Consider the following 15,717-nt stretch of genomic DNA (forward strand, 5'->3'; position numbering starts at 1 on the left):
TGCCCCTTGAACCATGCATCACTCCCGAATGGCATGATGCCACAGTCCCGCTGCTCCGCAGCCACGGGCCGGGCACCCTGGACGTGCGCCGAATCCGCCTACAGTTCCTTCACCAGCGAAAGCGCCGCCTGGCAAAGGCGCCGGACGCCGGGCACCAGGTCCAGGGAGGCCAGGGCCTTCTCGCCCACCCACTGCCCGCCCTCGGGGGGCGGCGGGACCTGCTCCTCGGGCGCCTTGGTGCGCAGGAGGTGGGTCAGGTAGAGCCGCTGCTGGCCCTCGAGGCCCTCCAGGCGCAGGAGCCAGGGGGTCGGGAGCCGGGAGGTGCGCTCGTCGAAGACCACCGGCAGCCGGGAAGGGTCGTGGAAGCGGAAGGGGATCTTCCAGGTGGCGTCGATCTGGGCCTGGAGGAGGGCCGGGGGCAGGTAGCCCGGGGACCACGGCACCTGGGGCGGCATGAGGAGCCCCCGGTGGGGGGGGTGCACGGAGGGCACCAGGAGCACGAAGGGCATGGCCGATCCGTGCACGAGCACGCCTTCGATGAAGGTGGTCAGGTAGACCGGGCCTTCCGACATGCTCACCTCCCGCCCTGGATCTCCAGATCCCGCAGGATGCGGTCCCTGGCTTCCGTCACTTCGGCCACCAGGGCTTCAGGCTTGAATTTGCGCAGCTCCTTGGTGCGGCGGTCCTTGAGTTCCACCACGCCGTCCTTGAGGCCCTTGGAGCCCACCATGACGCGCAGGGGGAAGCCCAGCAGGTCGGCGTCCTTGAACTTGGCGCCCGGGCTCAGGCCTTCGCGGTCGTCGTGGAGCACCTCGAACCCCGCGGCCTCCAGGTCGCGCTCAAGGCCGTCGGCGACGGCGCGCACCTGGTCGTTGCCCGGATCCAGGTCCAGGAGGTGCACCTGGTAGGGGGCGATGGGCCAGGGCCAGACGATGCCGTCGGCGTCGTAGTTCTGCTCGATGGCCGCGGCCACGGTGCGGGTGACCCCGATGCCGTAGCACCCCATGACCATGGGGTTCTCCTTGCCGTGCTCGTCCACGTAGACGCAGTTCATCGACTTGGAATACTTGGTGCCCAGCTTGAAGACCTGGCCCACCTCGATGCCCCGGAAGGCCTGGAAGTGCCCCGCGCCGCAGCGGGGGCAGAGGTCGCCCTCCTGGGCCAGGCGCAGGTCGAGGAACGTCGCGCCCGGCAGGTCGCGCTTGGGGTCAAAGCCGAAGTGATGGCATTCAGTGACGTTGGCTCCGCAGGTGAGGTTGACGGCGCCTTCCAGGGAACGGTCCACGAGGTACACCAGGGCATCCTTGGGGGCCTGGTGGAGGGCCCAGTGGCGGGTGCCCTCCTGGGGGAGGGGGCCCAGGAAGCCGGGGGCCGCGCCGCAGAAATCCTCGCCGTCGGCCATGGGCTGCAGGTCCACGGCGCCCAGGAAGTTCTTCACCTTGACGGGGTTGAGCTCGTGGTCGCCCCGGAGGACGCACGCGACGGCCACCTGGCGGACGGTGTCGCCCTCCACGGGGAACTCAGCGGTCAGCCAGTACACCTTGGAGGTCTGGTGCAGGGGCAGGCCGTCGTGGACGTCGTCCTTGAAGGCCCGGGCCTGCTCCTCCATGGCCGTGATCCCGGGGGTGCGGAAGTGGGAGCGGCTGAGGGGGAGGGCCGGGCCGTGGTCCACCGCGGGGACGCGGGGCGCCTCGGTCTTCTCGACGTTGGAGGTGTACTCGCAGGAGTCGCAGGAGAGGATGCCGTCCTCGCCCGAGCCCGCCAGCACGTGGAACTCGTGGGTGAAGCTGCCGCCGATGGCGCCGCTGTCGGCCTCCACGGGGCGGAACTTGACGCCCAGGCGGGAGAAGATGCGCTTGTAGGCGTTGAACATCTCCCAGTAGCCCTTGTCGGCGTCGGCGTCGTCCACGTGGAAGGAGTAGGCGTCCTTCATGATGAACTCCCGGCCGCGCATGAGGCCGAACCGGGGCCGGATCTCGTCCCGGAACTTGGTCTGGATCTGGAAGAGGTTCATGGGCAGCTGCTTGTAGCTGCGGACGTTCTTGCGGACGATGTCGGTGATCACTTCCTCGTGGGTGGGGCCGAGGCAGAAGTCGGCGTCCTTGCGGTCCTTGAAGCGCAGGAGTTCCTTGCCGTAGAAGGACCAGCGCTTGGATTCCTGCCAGAGCTCCGCGGGCTGCACGGTGGGCATCAGCAGTTCCTGGCAGCCGTCCTTGGCGAGCTCCTCGCGGACGATCTGCTCGAACTTGCGGATGCTCCGCAGGGCCAGGGGCAGGTAGTCGTAGATGCCCGCGGCCAGCTTCTGGATCATGCCTGCCCGCATCATGAGCTGCTGGCTCACGACGTCGGCGTCCCGGGGAACCTCCCGGAGGGTCTGGATCAACATCTTGGTCTGCTTCATCGGTTCTCTTTCAGGTCGGTGGGTGTCAGGGTCAGGCGAGCAGGGAATTGACGATCTGGCTGGCGGCCTTGCCGTCGTAGGCGCCCCCGTGGGCGGCCTGGAGGGCCTTCATGACGGCGCCCATGTCCTTGCGGCTCTGGGCCCCGGTCTGGGCGATGGCGGCGCGCACGGCCTCTTCGAGCTGGGCTCCCCCCAGCATGGAGGGGAGGAATTCCTTGAGGACCTGGATTTCCGCCAGCTCGGTTGCCGCCCGGTCGGCATAGCCGGCCTTGGTGAACTGCTCGACGCTGTCCTCCCGGCTTTTCACCAGCCGCTTCATGACCGTGAGGCCGTCCGCGTCGGCCAGGACGCCCTGGGGCCCCAGGCCCTTGGCCACCGCCTCGTTCTTGTACGCGGCCAGGGCCATGCGCAGCACCGCGGTCCGGGCGGCGTCCCGGGCCATCATCGAGGTCTTCAATTCGGCTTGCAATCGGTCCAGCATCGGGGAAAACTCCAGTCAACCTACATCTTTATCCTGCCCTTGAAGCGTGCCGCCTTCAATCGGTTGTGGAAATAATCCGCGCCAGGGGACCGTAACCAGTGAAATAATGAAAACAATCCGAGAGGCTACCCCCCCATGAACGTTGCCTTCATTAACCCATTCATCGAGTCGACCCTCCGCAGCCTGGACATGATGGCCGGCATCCAGGCCGAGAAATCGGGCCTGGAGCTGAAGGAGGACCTCATCACCACCTACGACGTGTCGGCCATCATCGGCCTCACGGGCGAGACCTCCGGCTCCATCATCATCAGCATGCCCGAGAGCCTGGCCTGCAAGATCGCCTCCAACATGCTCATGGAGGACATCCAGTCCCTGAACAAGAACGTCGAGGACGCCATCGGCGAGATCGGCAACATCGTGGTGGGGGACGCCCGCCGCAGCCTGATCCAGGACGGCCACCAGCTGAACATCTCCATCCCCACGGTCGTCATCGGCGTGGGCCACAAGATCAGCCGCAGCGGCGACGTGCCCTGCATCGCCATCCCGTTCACGACGGAGTTCGGCGACTTCGAGGTGAACGTCGGGCTGCGCGAGAGCTAGAAGCCTGTCGCTCCCATGAAAAAGGCGCCTCGCGGCGCCTTTTTCATGGGGTCGGGAAAGGCCTAGGCCTTCTCGAACTTGATGACTTCCACGGGGCAGCCCGCGGCGGCGGCTTCGATGCCGGCTTCCAGGGAATCCTGGAACTCGCCCTTCAGGGCGGACATTTCGTCGCGGTTCTCGGTCTCGAGGCCGTCCTCGCGGACGTCGGCCTTGATGACGCAGGTGGTGTCGGTCACCAGGAAGACGTCGGGGCATTCCGCGTCGCAGGCGTTGCACACGATGCAACCTTCTTCGATCCAAACCTTGGTGATGGCCATGAGTTTCTCCTTATCAGGGGCTTCGGCCCCACCTGTTTGCACTCCTTCAAACCTATCATCTCGAACCCTTCCCTCCAAGCCGGATTGTGACGGAATGCCACGGGTGGCCGAGGCTGGTTTTCTGGGCTATCGTACGGAACCAGGAGGGGTTGTGCGCCTATCGGAAAATGCCATCCTCGCCAGGATCCGGGATCTTTTTCCGGGCGGCGGAGACCTCACGGACGACTGCGGGAAGGTCCCCCCGCCGCTCCCCGGCGAGACCCTCCTGGTCACCACCGACCTCATGGAGGACGGCCAGCACTTCAGCCGCGCGTGGCACCCTCCCCGCCTCCTCGGGCGCAAGCTCCTCATGGTGAACCTCTCCGACCTGGACGCCAGCGGCGCCGCGCCCACCGGCTTCACCCTCACCCTGGCCCTGGGCCGGGACCTGGAGGCGGACTGGGTGGACGAATTCCTCCAGGGCCTGGCCGGGGCCGCCCGGGATGCCGGGGTCCCCGTCCTGGGGGGCGACACCGTCGGCCGGGACCGGGGCCTGGGCCTGGGCATCACCGCCTTCGGCTCCGCCCGGCGCTGGCTTCGCCGCGACACCCTCGAGGCCGGCGACGGCCTCTTCGCGGACCAGGAGCTGGGGGCGAGCCTCCGGGGGCTCCACAAGCTCCAGGCCGGCCAGGACCCGCTCCTGCCCGATCCCGACGTCTCGGCCCACCTGGACCCGCGGCCCCGCATCGGCCTGGGCCCCCGGCTCGCCGCGATTCCCGAGGTCCATGCCTGCATGGACATCTCCGACGGCCTGAGCCGGGATCTCCGCACCCTGGCCCTGGCCTCGGGCCGGTCCATCGTCCTGGACCGCGCCCTGTCGCCCGACGCCGTCACCGGAGGCGAGGACTACGCGCGGTGCTTCTCATCCTCCCTGCCCCGGGCGGCCCTGGAGCGGATCCTGGGGATCCCCCTGATTCCGGTGGGCACCGCGCTGGATGGAGGCGAAGGGCCCCTTCTCCACTATGATGGAGATACGCTCCGGCCCCTGCCGGACCTCAGCTTCGACCACTTCGCCCCAAGGACCCGATGACCGACCAGCCCTCGCAGGACGCACCCAGGCCAGGGTTGTGGGCCTCACTCAAGAGTCACATCCTGCATCCGGAGATGACCTCCGAGCAGATCGCCCTCAGCTTCGGCGTGGGCTTCTCCCTGGCGTGGAATCCGCTCCTGGGGCTGCACACGGCCATCGTCCTCCTGGCGTGCTTCCTGTCGCGGCGCCTCCACCGGCCCATCATGTTCCTGGCCTGCTTCATCAACAACCCCTGGACCATGGTCCCCATGGCCACCGCCAGCGCCCTCGCGGGCAACCTCCTCCTGGGCCGCGGGATGAATCTCAACCTCAGCGCCATCCACTGGCACGCGATCACGTGGCGGAGCTTCATCTCCCGGGAGGGGCTGGACGGCCTGTTCGCGATGCTCAAGCCCATCCTGCTGCCCTACCTCCTGGGCGGCTTCGTGCTGAGCGCCCTGGCCATGCCCGTGGGCTACTTCGTGATGCTCCGCCTGGCCCGCCGGCTCCGGAAGCTCCACCTCCACATGCCCCACCTCCATCATCCCAAACCCCCGTCAACGTAGGAGAACACCATGGACATGCGTTTCCTCATGAAGCAGGCCCAGGCCATGCAGACCAAGCTCCAGGAGGCCCAGAAGAACCTGAGGGCCGAAGGCACCGCCGGCGGCGCGATGGTCAAGGTCACCCTCAACGGCTCCAAGGAGCTGGTGGGCATCTCCGTGGCCAAGGAGGCCATGGACCCCGAGGATCCCAGCATGCTGGAGGACCTCATCTCCGCCGCCTTCAAGGACGCCTCCGCCAAGGTGGACGAGTCCATGGGCAAGATCACCGGCGGCCTCACCGGCGGGCTCAACATCCCCGGCCTCGGCCTGTAATGAAGCTCCCGGCCCCCCTGGAAGCCGTGGTGGAGGCCCTGCAGAAGCTTCCGGGGGTGGGCTCCAAGTCCGCCCAGCGCATGGCGCTCCACCTCCTCAAGGAAGGCCCCGGGGCCATGGAGCACCTGGGCGACCTGCTGCGCCACGCCGCCACGTCGGTGGGCTTCTGCACCACCTGCGGGGCCTTCACGGACCGCCCCGTGTGCTCCATCTGCGCCGATCCCCAGCGGGACACCCGCACCCTGGTGGTTGTGGCCGAGGCCAGCAACGTGCTCACCTTCGAGCGCAGCGGACATTTCCACGGGCGCTACCACGTCCTCGGCGGGCTCATCTCGCCCCTCAAGGGCGTGGGCCCGGACCAGCTCAAGGTGCGCGAGCTCCTGCACCGCCTCGAGGACGAGCGGATCCAGGAGATCGTCCTGGCCACCAACCCCACCCTGGACGGGGAGGCCACCGCCGCGTGGCTGGCCCGAATCCTTGAGCCCCTGGGCCTGAAGACCACCCGCATCGGCCTGGGCCTGCCCATCGGCAGCGACCTGGAGTACGCCGACGACCTCACCCTGGACCGGGCGCTGGAGGGGCGGAGGCCGGTCTAGACATCATGTATTGGCCTGACACGAATCAGGCGGGCCGTTAGAACGAGATCCCCGGGGGCTCTGCCCCCAGACCCCCGGGATTTATCGCCTGAAGCCCAGAAACTGGGCCGGTTGGAAAGGCGGTTGCCAAGGACGGGGCCGGATGACTCCGGCCCACCCTGTTTCCGGGCCCGGGTCGGCGCTCGGGTCTCATCCCTGCGGTAGCCCTAACCTCCGCCCGGCTGTCTAAAGGGTGGTGCGCAAGGCCCACCGAGGCAAGGCCCCAGGCTCCTCAAAGGGGCCTGTCCGTCCTTAAATGACGCGGGTTAAGCTCAGTGCGCATTACACAACCGGCTCAGAGCCGTAATTGAGGAGGACAGGCCGTGAACGATTCTAGCAAGGTGAGCAAGTACGTCGGGCTGGATGTCCACAAGGAGACGATTGCGGTCTCGGTGGCTGAAGCCCACGAAGGGGAAGTTCGGTACGTGGGTGAGATCGCCAATACACCGGAGGCCGTGGTGAAACTTGTGAGGCAACTCCGGAAGGATGGCGCGACGCTTTCGTTCTGCTACGAAGCGGGCCCCTGCGGTTACATCCTTTATCGGCAACTACTCGCTTTACGGCTGGAGTGCCAGGTTGTGGCGCCGTCCCTCATTCCCAGGAAACCTGGGGACCGGGTCAAAACCGACCGCCGCGATAGTCTGACCTTGGCCAGGCTCCACCGGGCCGGGGAACTAACGGCAATATGGGTGCCCGACGAAGCCCAGGAGGCCCTGCGGGATCTGACCCGGGCTCGGGAGGACCTGAAGCATTTGCAGCACGTCGCCAAGCAGCGACTGTTGGCCTTCCTGCTGCGGCACGGGCGGACCTATTCCGGAAAAACCCGGTGGACCCAGGCCCATCTCCGCTGGCTGGAAACCATGAAGTTCGACCAGCCGGTCCAACAAATCGTCTTTCAGGAATATGTCGATACGGTCCAGGCCATGACCAGACGGGTTGCGGCCTTCGACGAGCAGATCGAAACCGCCGGATCGAGTTCGGCCTTCTCCAGGCTGATCGAAGGCTACATGGCCCTGCGCGGGATCAACCGCCTCACTGCGACCACGATCGTGGCTGAGATCGGCGATTTGAGGCGATTCGCCAATGCACCCCAGTTGATGAAGTATCTGGGGGTGGTTCCCAGCGAGCATTCCAGTGGCGAGACCCGGTCCCGCGGGGGGATCACCAAGACCGGCAATGGCCATGTGCGCAGGGTCCTGGTGGAGGCAGCATGGACCTACCGGCATCCCGCGAGGAAAACCCCGAGCCTGCAAAGACGGGCCGAACGTGCTCCAGAAGCAGTGCAGACCATCGCCTGGGCTGCACAGAAGCGCCTTTGCGCACGCTACCGGCAGTTCGAGGCCAGGGGCAAGAAGAAGGTCCAGACCTGCACGGCCATCGCCCGCGAGCTGACCGGCTTCCTCTGGGCCATTGGCCAGGCCCTGCCACCGCCTACCCCCAAGCCTTAGCTGGCTGAAGTGCAGCCGCAGTGTGTCGGCAGCAGAACGGACAACGGTGGGAGAATCCTCGAACCCTCTAAGAGGCATTCGCTTCTGGAATGACCCTCGCCACTAGATCGAGGCAGCTCCTCGACGAACCCGTTGTCATGCGGTACCCAACCCGCGCATATCAGACTGATCAACCGTCGGCATGCCGTCCGTTCTGCTCCCTACACACTGCCGGAAAAGAGAAATAGTTGGCTGCCAGCCTTGACAGGCCAATACATATCAGAGGGTGGCCAGCAGCCCCGCCAGCACCTCCCGGAATTCGTCTCCGAGGTCCTGCCCCAGCGGCAGCACGTGCTCGATCTGCGCGGTGCGGGCCAGGGCCAAGGTGCGCACGTCCACCTGGGCGGCGAGGAGCAGGGCCGGCGTGCGGTCCCCGGTCTGGCGCCGGACCCTCGCGAGGAAGTCCGCCGCGGAGAGGGTTCCCACCACTTCCCCGAGGATCACGAGGTCCATGGGGAAGACCTTCAGGTGGTCCAGGGCCTCGGCCGTGTTCCGGGCCTCGTGGACCTTGCGGTAGCCCTCGGCGCGCAGGGCGGAGGCCAGGATGGCGCGGTCCAGGCCGTCGGAAAGGGCCAGGAGGATGCGCCGGCCCGCCTTGCGGGGGTCCCCGGGCGGCTCGGCGACGGCCTCGCCGTGCTGGACGGCCACCGTGGCCCTCCCGGGCGGCTCCCGGTGCCCGCGCACCGGGAACCCGGCGCCGAACCGGGGCAGCCTCCGGCCCAGGATCTGCCGGATGGTCTGGGCCTCCATCTCCCCCAGGTCCTCGAAGCGGATGCCCATCTGGATGCCGTCGGCGGCATGGGAGACGTGCGCCAGGACCCCGGCGCACACCAGCGCCGGGGAATAGGGCAGCTGGTCGATGCGCAGGATGGGAAACCTCGCCCCCGGGGGGAAGGTGGCCGCGCCCACGGCGATCGGAGCCTTCCCGTGCACCGTGATGGCCCGCTCCACGCGCATGCGGATGCCTTCCAGCGAGAGGTTCAGGAGGGGCCCGGTGGCGCCCCGGGCACCCAGGAAGCCCTCCAGGACGGTGACCGTGGCCTTTTCCCGGGGTCCGAAATGGGCCCGCATGCGGGTGCGCCGGTCGGCGAAGCCCACCGAGGCGGGAAGGCCGAACCAGGCCTCCTCCGGCCCGCGCTCCAGGAGGTCCACCGGGGCGAGGAGGCGGATGCCGTCCAGGGTGAAGAGGAGCGTGGCCCCGGCGCGCCAGCCTTCGGGCAGGGCCCGCCCCAGGCGGACCCGGAAGCAGGGGGGATCCTCCCGGACCTCCTCCACGCGCGCGGGCAGGCTCGCATGGCCCTCGAGCAGCAGCCCCGCCTCCGCCCCGGTCCGCTGGAGGTCCTCCAGGTAGGCGAGGATCGTCGGGCGGTCGCGGAGCGCCCGCTCCAGGCCTTCTCCACCGGGTTGCGGGCTCAGGTCGAGGATCGTCATCGTCCACTCCGGCATCGTCTCAAAGCTTCACCTCCACCCGGGTCCCGCCCTCGGGCCGCGGGAAGAAGGCCAGGTCCGCCCCCTGGGCGTTGAGCCACTTCAGGGCCAGGGGAAGGCCCAGGCCCGTGCCGTCGGGGCGGCCGCTCTCGAAGGGGCGGAGCATGCGGGAAAGGGTCTCGGGGCTGAGCCCGGGCCCCTCGTCCAGGATGTCCACCACGCCGTCCCGCACCAGCACCTGAACCCGCCGGCCCGGAGGGGTGGCGTGGCAGGCGTTCTCCAGGAGGTTCAGCAGGGCCTGGTGCAGCAGCATGGGGTCGGCCTGGGCCCTTCCGGCCCCCTCGACGGTCACCACCCGGTCGTAGAAGGCCGGGCGCCGGTGCACCTCCTGGGCGGCCTGGGAGGCCACCTCCTCCAGACGCAGGTCGACGCACTGGGGCTCCAGGGGCTTGGCCCACTGCAGGAAGCGCTGCACCAGCCGCTCAAGGGCGTCGGTCTCGGCCAGCACGGCCTGGGCGGCGTCCCGGTGCCCGGCGCGATCCAGGAGCTGGCCGTGGCCCTTCAGGACGGCCAGGCCGTTCTTGAGCTGGTGGGCCACGCCGGCGGTCATCTCGCCCAGCTCGGCGAAGCGGTCCCGCAGCTGGAGGCGCCGCTCCTCGGCCTCCAGGTCCGTGACGTCCTCGAACTGGAGGAGGGCGCCCACGATGTGGGGGGCCTCGATGCGCCGGAGCTGCCACCGCCGCCCCCCGCCCTCGCAGCGCCACGGAGGCCCCGGGGCCCGAGCCAGGCCCTCCAGGAGCCAGGGGTAGGCCTCCAGGACGAAGCCGGCCTCCAGCCCCACGACGCCGGCCTTGACGCCCAGCAGCGCCTGGGCCGCCGCGTTGATGGCCGCCAGGTTCTGGCGCTGGTCCACCCACAGGATGCCGAAGGGCAGCGCGTCCAGGAGCCGCTCGTGCACCGTGCGCAGCTCGCCCAGGCTCGCCGCGAGCCGGCCCCGCTCCTGGAGGCTCTGGCTCACGGCGCCCAGCAGCACCTCCTCGGAGTCGACCACCGGGCGCCGCCGGAGCCTCAGCCAGCGGTAGGCCGCCATGCACAGGCCCAGGAGCAGGAGCCCCGCGGGCGGCCCCAGGACCATCCACAGGGCGGCGGGGTGGGTCCGGGTCAAAGAGCCTCCTCGATGCGCGCGCAGAGCGTCCGGAGGATCTTCAGGCGCCCATAGTACTTGTCCTCGCTCTCCACCAGCGTCCACGGGGCGATCTCGGTGCTGGTGCGGTCCAGCATGTCGCAGATGGCCGACTCGTAGGCGTCCCACTTCTCCCGGTTCCGCCAGTCCTCATCGGTGATCTTGAAGCGCTTGAACTTGCTTTCCTGGCGCTCGTTGAAGCGCCTGAGCTGCTCCTCCCGGCTGATCTGGAGCCAGAATTTCGCCACGATGGTCCCGCTTCGCGCCATCTGGTCCTCGAAGTCGTTGATCTCCCCGTAGGCGCGCATCCAGTCCGCCTCGGTGCAGAAGCCCTCCACCCGCTCCACCAGGACGCGGCCGTACCAGCTCCGGTCGAAGATGGCGAAGCGCCCCTGCCGGGGCAGGCGGCGCCAGAACCGCCAGAGGTAGGGCTGGGCCCGCTCCTCCTCGGTGGGGGCGGCGATGGGGGTGATCTCGCACAGGCGGGCGTCGATGGCCTGGGTGATGCGCCGGATGCTGCCCCCCTTCCCCGCCGCGTCGGCCCCCTCGAAGACCATCACCACGTTGTGGTCCTTGAAGGCCTTGTGGCGGGTGAGGAGGTTGAGGCGGCCCTGGTACTTCTCCAGCTCCGTCTCGTACTCCGCCTTCTCCACCTTCCGGGTGAGGTCCAGGGTCTTGAGGATGTTCAGCCCGTCGATGCTGGAGGCGGCGGGGGGCGCGTGGACGATGGCGGGCGGGGGCGCGGGGCTGTCCAGGCGGGCCCGGAGGCGCTCCAGGAGGATCTTCCCCACGGTCAGCTTCTGGTACCGGGAATCCGCGGCCTCCACCACGATCCAGGGCGCCTCGGCGGTGCTGGTGCTGCGCAGGGTGCGCTCGGCCACCTCGCGGAACGTGTCGTACATCTCGAAGTGCTTCCAGTCCCGGTCCGTGACCCTCCAGCGGGTTAGGGCGTCGCCTTCGAGCTTCTTCAGGCGCTTCTTCTGGGCCTGCTTCGAGAGGTGCATCCAGAACTTCACGACCAGGGCGCCCTCGTTGATCAGCATCTCCTCGAACCGGCGGATCTTGTCCAGGGACTGCGCGAGGCGAGCATCCTTGATGTGGCCGTAGGCCCGCTCCAGGATGGGCCAGGTGTACCAGCTCCCGTCGAAGATCCCCATCTTGCCCTTCGGGGGCAGCTGCCGCCAGAAACGCCACATGTGCGGGCGCTCCAGCTCCTCGTCGGAGGGTTCGGAAAAGCCGTGGGTGAGGATGTGGCGCGGGTCCATCCACTCGTTCAGGGTGTTGACGGTGGCGCTCTTGCCGGCGCCGTCCACCCCGGCGATGAGGATGATCACGGGGAACCTCTTCGCGGAAGCCAGGTCGTACTGCGCGTCCAGGAGGGCTTCGCGCAGGGCGGGCACCTCCTGGTCGTAGACGGCTTTCTCGATGGAATGGCCCAGTTCGGCGGATTCGAACATGGTGGCTCCGGTAGGTGAGGGTCGGCCCGAATTCTAGCCCTCTGCGCCGGGATTGTCCTCCACGATTCCCCAATGGTCGTACCGCGCCAGGAGCAGGAGCCCCGGAATGGCCACCAGGGCGCAGGTGAGGAAGTATCCCGACCACCCGAAGCGCAGGGCGAACCACCCCGCCGGGGCCGTGAGGTAGCCCCGCGTGATGGCCAGGAGGCTGCTCAGCAGGGCGTACTGGGTGGCCGTGAAGCGGCGGTCGCAGAGCAGCATGATGAAGGTGGCGAAGGCGGTGCCCCCCATGCCGAAGCTGAGGTTCTCCAGGGCCAGCGCGAACGTCAGCACCGCCAGGCGCGGCCCCAGGTGGGACAGGGCCCAGAAGGCCAGGATGGAGGCCGCCTGGCACAGGCCGAAGAGGAACAGGGCCCGCCTGAGGCTGAGCTTCTTCATGAGGAGCCCGCCCAGGAGGCCCCCCAGGATGATGGAGACCATGCCCACGGTCTTGGTGGTGGCGCCGATCTGGAGCTTGGTGAACCCCATGCCCCGGAGCAGGAAGGGCGCGCTCATGGCGTCGGCGAGCTGGTCGCCGATCTTGTACAGCAGGCAGAAGGCGAGGATCTCGACGATGGCGGGGCGCTTCAGGAGCTGGGCCAGCGGCGCCACCACGGCCTCCCGGAGGGTCTTCGGGGGCCGGACCTGGCCGTCCGTGGACCAGGCCAGGAAGGTGCCGAGGGCGCCCACCGCCATCAGGCCGGCCATGGCCAGGTACGTGGCCCGCCACCCCGCGGCCTGCGCCAGGATGAGGGCCCCCGCCCCGCTGGCGAGCATGGCCACCCGGTAGGCCCCGATGTGCACCGCGTTGGCCAGCCCCAGATCCCGCTCGGCGAAGGCCTCCCGGCGCCACGCGTCCACCACGATGTCCTGGCTGGCGCTCGCGAAGGCCACCATGAAGCCCAGCAGGGCGATGCGGGTGACGCTCACCTTGGGGTCCGCCAGGGCCATGAGGACCATGAGCAGGACCAGGGCGCCCTGGAAGAGCACCATCCAGCCCCGGCGCCGCCCCAGGAAGGGGGGCAGGAAGCGGTCCAGGACCGGGGCCCACATGAACTTGAGGGCGTAGGGCTGGGTCACCAGGCCGAACAGGCCGATGGCCCTGAGATCGAGTCCCGACTCCGTCAGCCAGGCCTTGAGGGTGAAGCCGGTCAGATACAGGGGCAGACCCGAGGCGAACCCCATCAGGGCCACCGTGACCATCGCCAAGGACCGTTTCCTCATCCTCCGAGGATGGTTGGATCAGGCCTTCATGTCCAGCGCGACGCCCAGAAGGTTCTGCTGAACCTGGAGGAACTTGAGGTCAGCCTTGTAGCTGAGGCCCCGGGTGTCCAGGTTCACGGCCTCCGTGGCCAGGTCGACGTTGGATCCGCCGGGGTTCGTGGGCTCCTGGCTCTCGCCGATGCCGGAGGCCCTGACGCCCCCCTGCTGGAGATCCTGCTGCCCCAGGGTCTTGGCCTTGTAGCCGTCGGTGTTGAGGTTGGCGACGTTGTTGGCCGACAGGGCGACGCCCTGCGCGGAAACGCCGATGCCGGAAATGCCTGCGGAAATGCCGTCCATGAAGCCCCTCGGTAGTTCCAGGATAGGCCCAACCTTCAACTTCTCAAGGCTGTTCGTACCAGGTGCTGCCGCTCTGGAACAGCCGGGTCTTTTTTGCCTTCTCCTCGAAGCGCCGGATGGCCAGGTCGACCAGGCGGGACAGGAGTTCCGCGTAGGGCACCCCGCTGGCCTCCATCATCTTGGGATACATGGAGATGCTGGTGAAACCGGGGATGAAGTTGATCTCGTTGAGAAACAGGCGACCGGTAGAGCGGTCCAGGAAGAAATCCACCCGGGCCATGCCGTAGGCGTCCAGGGCCCGGAAGGCGTCCACGGCGTACTGGTGCACCAGGTTGGCGACGCCTTCCGGCAGCTCGGCCGGTATTCGGGTCGTGCTCTTGCCGTCCAGGTACTTGTCCTTGAAATCGTAGAACTCCCCGGCCGGAAGGATCTCCCCCACGACGCTGACGACGGGGTCGTCGCCGCCCAGCACCGCCACTTCCAGTTCCCGCACCGTGAGGCCCTGTTCCACCAGGACGCGCCGGTCGAAGGTGAAGGCCCGGTCCAGGGCCGCGGGCAGGTCCGCGGCGGCCTTGATCTTCTCGATGCCGATGCTGGACCCGAGGTTGGCCGGCTTGACGAAGACGGGCATGCCCAGGGCCGCCACGGACCGCAGGACCTCCCCGGGGCCCCGCCTCCACTCCTCCTCCGTGAGCCCCAGGTAGGGCACCACGGGCAGCCCTCCGGATTCCCAGATGCGCTTGGTGATCCACTTGTCCAGCCCCGCCGCCATGGCCAGGAGCCCGGCGCCGGTGTAGGGCCGGTGCAGCGGCTCCAGGAAGCCCTGGATCTGCCCGTCCTCCCCCCCCGCCCCGTGGATGGCGTTGAAGAACACGTCGGGCAGCTCCGCCATCTCGGCGCCCCTTTCCAGGGGCAGGAACGGATAGGGCCCGCGTTCCGGCAGCTCCCCGGCCGAGAGCCTCGCGAAGGGGTCCCCGTTGAGCACCCACACGCCGTTGCGGGCGATGCCCATGGGTCGCACCTCGAAGCGGTCCGGGTCCAGGTGGGCGGCGATGCTCCGGGCCGACACGATGCTCACCTCGTGTTCCGGGCTTTCCCCGCCGAAAAGGAGACCGATGGAAAGGCGCGCGTTGTTCATCCCACAAGTCTAAACTAGGACCTTCGCCTTCCGCAGGAGTTCCCTTGCGCACTGCCATCTACCCTGGTTCCTTCGACCCCGTCACGTTCGGGCACTGGGATCTGATCCTTCGCGCCGACAAGCTGGTGGACCACCTCATCGTCGCCGTCCTCCACAATCCGGCCAAGAACACCGCCTTCACCGTGGCCGAGCGGGTCGAGTTCCTCAAGGAGCTCATCGGGAAGATGCCCAACGTCGAGGTCACCAGCTTCCACGGCCTGCTGGTGGACTACGCCCGCAAGCGGGACGCCCAGTTCATCGTGCGCGGGGTGCGGGCCTTCTCGGACTTCGAGTACGAGTTCCAGATGGCCCTGATGAACCGCAAGCTCTCGGCGAACCTGGAGACCGTCTTCCTCATGCCCAAGGAGGAATACAGCGTCGTGAGCAGCCGCATGGTCCGGGAGGTCGGGGGCATGGGCGGGGACATCTCGGGGCTGGTGCCGGAGGTGCTGGTGGAGAGGATCGCTGCACGGCTCAAGCTGCCGGGATGAATCAGCCCTCTAGCGTTTCTTCGCATGCTCGATCGGATCCAGCAGCCAGAGGTCGCTGGAGCCCTTTCCCTCGACGTGAAGCGTCCTGAAGGCTCCCTGGCCCGTCCTTGGCGAGAAGATGACGAGCGCCATTGCGCGTCCGGGTTCAAGCCGATTCATGGCCTTATGGGGCACCAGGGCCAGGCACGCGATCAGGTCCCCCCACCGGATGGCGACGTCCACCTGGAAGATGCGGGTTCCAGCCTCGATGGGCCTGCCTTCGAATGCCATGTCGCCGTTCACGATCTTCAGGGAATCCAGCACGCTGGATTTTTCAGTGTCCCTTACCATTTGTTCGAAAAGCTTTCCGCCATTCGGGTAATCGCGCCCGTTGAAACGGAAGGTGGCCTCATCCTTGGCCAGCTGCTTCGTGATCATGCCGATTGAATTCCCGTGGAAGGCAACGATCTGCCCCTGGCTCAGCACCAGGGCCTGCTGCCCGGACAAGGAGGCGGTTAGGGCCAATCCAGCAAGGAAACGGTTCCGAACGCTCATG

The 15,717-nt window shown here is 67.9% G+C and carries 18 protein-coding genes; 7 read left to right on the forward strand and 11 right to left on the reverse strand.

Going from position 1 to position 15,717, the window contains the following annotated elements:
- Positions 1-98: 98 nt before the first annotated feature.
- The 3 genes from RAH40_RS07370 to RAH40_RS07380 are packed head-to-tail and all read right to left on the reverse strand — an operon-like array spanning position 99 to position 2,882.
- A complete protein-coding gene (locus RAH40_RS07370; protein WP_306601446.1) occupies positions 99-572 on the reverse strand; it encodes a hypothetical protein in 474 nt (157 codons plus the stop codon).
- Between the two features lie 2 nt (positions 573-574).
- Entirely contained in the window at positions 575-2,401 is a 1,827-nt protein-coding gene (locus tag RAH40_RS07375; RefSeq protein WP_306601447.1) for a proline--tRNA ligase, read from the reverse strand.
- Between the two features lie 31 nt (positions 2,402-2,432).
- Positions 2,433-2,882, reverse strand: coding sequence for a GatB/YqeY domain-containing protein (locus RAH40_RS07380; RefSeq protein ID WP_306601448.1), 450 nt, complete (start codon positions 2,880-2,882; stop codon positions 2,433-2,435).
- Positions 2,883-3,017: 135 nt separating this feature from the next.
- Here RAH40_RS07380 and RAH40_RS07385 point away from each other — a divergent pair, with 135 nt between their 5' ends.
- On the forward strand, positions 3,018-3,482 hold the full coding sequence (locus RAH40_RS07385) for a chemotaxis protein CheX (protein WP_306601449.1): 465 nt from the start codon (positions 3,018-3,020) through the stop codon (positions 3,480-3,482).
- A 62-nt stretch (positions 3,483-3,544) separates the two neighbouring features.
- Here RAH40_RS07385 and RAH40_RS07390 read toward each other — a convergent pair whose 3' ends face one another.
- Positions 3,545-3,799, reverse strand: coding sequence for a ferredoxin (locus tag RAH40_RS07390; RefSeq protein WP_306601450.1), 255 nt, complete (start codon positions 3,797-3,799; stop codon positions 3,545-3,547).
- A 151-nt stretch (positions 3,800-3,950) separates the two neighbouring features.
- Between RAH40_RS07390 and RAH40_RS07395 the strand changes: the two genes are divergently transcribed.
- The 5 genes from RAH40_RS07395 to RAH40_RS07415 all read left to right on the forward strand — a co-directional run bounded on the left by RAH40_RS07395 (position 3,951) and on the right by RAH40_RS07415 (position 7,808).
- A complete protein-coding gene (locus RAH40_RS07395; RefSeq protein WP_306601451.1) occupies positions 3,951-4,868 on the forward strand; it encodes a thiamine-monophosphate kinase in 918 nt (305 codons plus the stop codon).
- Entirely contained in the window at positions 4,865-5,413 is a 549-nt protein-coding gene (locus tag RAH40_RS07400) for a DUF2062 domain-containing protein (protein ID WP_306601452.1), read from the forward strand. Before RAH40_RS07395 ends, RAH40_RS07400 begins: the two co-directional genes overlap by 4 nt.
- 9 nt (positions 5,414-5,422) lie before the next feature.
- Complete coding sequence (locus tag RAH40_RS07405; protein WP_306601453.1) at positions 5,423-5,725, forward strand: YbaB/EbfC family nucleoid-associated protein; 303 nt, start codon at positions 5,423-5,425, stop codon at positions 5,723-5,725.
- Complete coding sequence (recR, locus tag RAH40_RS07410) at positions 5,725-6,321, forward strand: recombination mediator RecR (protein ID WP_306601454.1); 597 nt, start codon at positions 5,725-5,727, stop codon at positions 6,319-6,321. Before RAH40_RS07405 ends, recR begins: the two co-directional genes overlap by 1 nt.
- A 380-nt stretch (positions 6,322-6,701) precedes the next feature.
- A complete protein-coding gene (locus RAH40_RS07415) occupies positions 6,702-7,808 on the forward strand; it encodes an IS110 family transposase (RefSeq protein WP_373432559.1) in 1,107 nt (368 codons plus the stop codon).
- Between the two features lie 258 nt (positions 7,809-8,066).
- On the opposite strand, the gene RAH40_RS07420 is transcribed toward RAH40_RS07415, so the two are convergent.
- The 6 genes from RAH40_RS07420 to RAH40_RS07445 are packed head-to-tail and all read right to left on the reverse strand — an operon-like array spanning position 8,067 to position 14,652.
- On the reverse strand, positions 8,067-9,278 hold the full coding sequence (locus RAH40_RS07420) for a hypothetical protein (RefSeq protein WP_306601455.1): 1,212 nt from the start codon (positions 9,276-9,278) through the stop codon (positions 8,067-8,069).
- Positions 9,279-9,297: 19 nt separating this feature from the next.
- Positions 9,298-10,440 carry an ATP-binding protein gene (locus RAH40_RS07425; protein WP_306601456.1) on the reverse strand — a complete coding sequence of 381 codons (1,143 nt, stop codon included), beginning with the start codon at positions 10,438-10,440 and terminating at the stop codon, positions 9,298-9,300.
- Positions 10,437-11,915 (reverse strand): polyphosphate:AMP phosphotransferase, encoded by a 1,479-nt coding sequence (gene pap / locus RAH40_RS07430; RefSeq protein WP_306601457.1) that lies wholly within the window; start codon positions 11,913-11,915, stop codon positions 10,437-10,439. The genes RAH40_RS07425 and pap overlap by 4 nt, the downstream gene beginning before the upstream one ends.
- A gap of 33 nt (positions 11,916-11,948) precedes the next feature.
- A complete protein-coding gene (locus tag RAH40_RS07435; RefSeq protein ID WP_306602290.1) occupies positions 11,949-13,157 on the reverse strand; it encodes an MFS transporter in 1,209 nt (402 codons plus the stop codon).
- Positions 13,158-13,196: 39 nt separating this feature from the next.
- The gene (locus RAH40_RS07440; RefSeq protein WP_306601458.1) at positions 13,197-13,514 is read right to left on the reverse strand and encodes a flagellar basal body protein; all 318 of its coding nucleotides are present in this window, start codon (positions 13,512-13,514) and stop codon (positions 13,197-13,199) included.
- A gap of 43 nt (positions 13,515-13,557) precedes the next feature.
- A complete protein-coding gene (locus RAH40_RS07445; RefSeq protein ID WP_306601459.1) occupies positions 13,558-14,652 on the reverse strand; it encodes a D-alanine--D-alanine ligase family protein in 1,095 nt (364 codons plus the stop codon).
- Between the two features lie 44 nt (positions 14,653-14,696).
- Here RAH40_RS07445 and coaD point away from each other — a divergent pair, with 44 nt between their 5' ends.
- Positions 14,697-15,182: a pantetheine-phosphate adenylyltransferase gene (gene coaD, locus RAH40_RS07450; protein WP_306601460.1), complete on the forward strand. Its 486-nt coding sequence runs from the start codon at positions 14,697-14,699 to the stop codon at positions 15,180-15,182.
- A gap of 9 nt (positions 15,183-15,191) precedes the next feature.
- On the opposite strand, the gene RAH40_RS07455 is transcribed toward coaD, so the two are convergent.
- Complete coding sequence (locus RAH40_RS07455; RefSeq protein ID WP_306601461.1) at positions 15,192-15,716, reverse strand: hypothetical protein; 525 nt, start codon at positions 15,714-15,716, stop codon at positions 15,192-15,194.
- Between the last annotated feature and the right edge of the window lies 1 nt (position 15,717).

It is taken from the genome of Geothrix sp. 21YS21S-2, from assembly GCF_030846775.1.
Classification (GTDB): domain Bacteria; phylum Acidobacteriota; class Holophagae; order Holophagales; family Holophagaceae; genus Mesoterricola.

Coding starts and splice junctions, on each gene's coding strand:
- RAH40_RS07400 (WP_306601452.1), top strand. CDS start 4,865: ATGACCGACCAGCCCTCGCAGGACGCACCCAGGCCAGGGTTGTGGGCC.
- recR (WP_306601454.1), top strand. CDS start 5,725: ATGAAGCTCCCGGCCCCCCTGGAAGCCGTGGTGGAGGCCCTGCAGAAG.
- RAH40_RS07405 (WP_306601453.1), top strand. CDS start 5,423: ATGGACATGCGTTTCCTCATGAAGCAGGCCCAGGCCATGCAGACCAAG.
- RAH40_RS07370 (WP_306601446.1), bottom strand. CDS start 572: ATGTCGGAAGGCCCGGTCTACCTGACCACCTTCATCGAAGGCGTGCTC.
- RAH40_RS07385 (WP_306601449.1), top strand. CDS start 3,018: ATGAACGTTGCCTTCATTAACCCATTCATCGAGTCGACCCTCCGCAGC.
- RAH40_RS07435 (WP_306602290.1), bottom strand. CDS start 13,157: ATGGTCACGGTGGCCCTGATGGGGTTCGCCTCGGGTCTGCCCCTGTAT.
- RAH40_RS07390 (WP_306601450.1), bottom strand. CDS start 3,799: ATGGCCATCACCAAGGTTTGGATCGAAGAAGGTTGCATCGTGTGCAAC.
- pap (WP_306601457.1), bottom strand. CDS start 11,915: ATGTTCGAATCCGCCGAACTGGGCCATTCCATCGAGAAAGCCGTCTAC.
- RAH40_RS07420 (WP_306601455.1), bottom strand. CDS start 9,278: ATGACGATCCTCGACCTGAGCCCGCAACCCGGTGGAGAAGGCCTGGAG.
- RAH40_RS07455 (WP_306601461.1), bottom strand. CDS start 15,716: ATGAGCGTTCGGAACCGTTTCCTTGCTGGATTGGCCCTAACCGCCTCC.
- RAH40_RS07375 (WP_306601447.1), bottom strand. CDS start 2,401: ATGAAGCAGACCAAGATGTTGATCCAGACCCTCCGGGAGGTTCCCCGG.
- RAH40_RS07445 (WP_306601459.1), bottom strand. CDS start 14,652: ATGAACAACGCGCGCCTTTCCATCGGTCTCCTTTTCGGCGGGGAAAGC.
- RAH40_RS07440 (WP_306601458.1), bottom strand. CDS start 13,514: ATGGACGGCATTTCCGCAGGCATTTCCGGCATCGGCGTTTCCGCGCAG.
- RAH40_RS07380 (WP_306601448.1), bottom strand. CDS start 2,882: ATGCTGGACCGATTGCAAGCCGAATTGAAGACCTCGATGATGGCCCGG.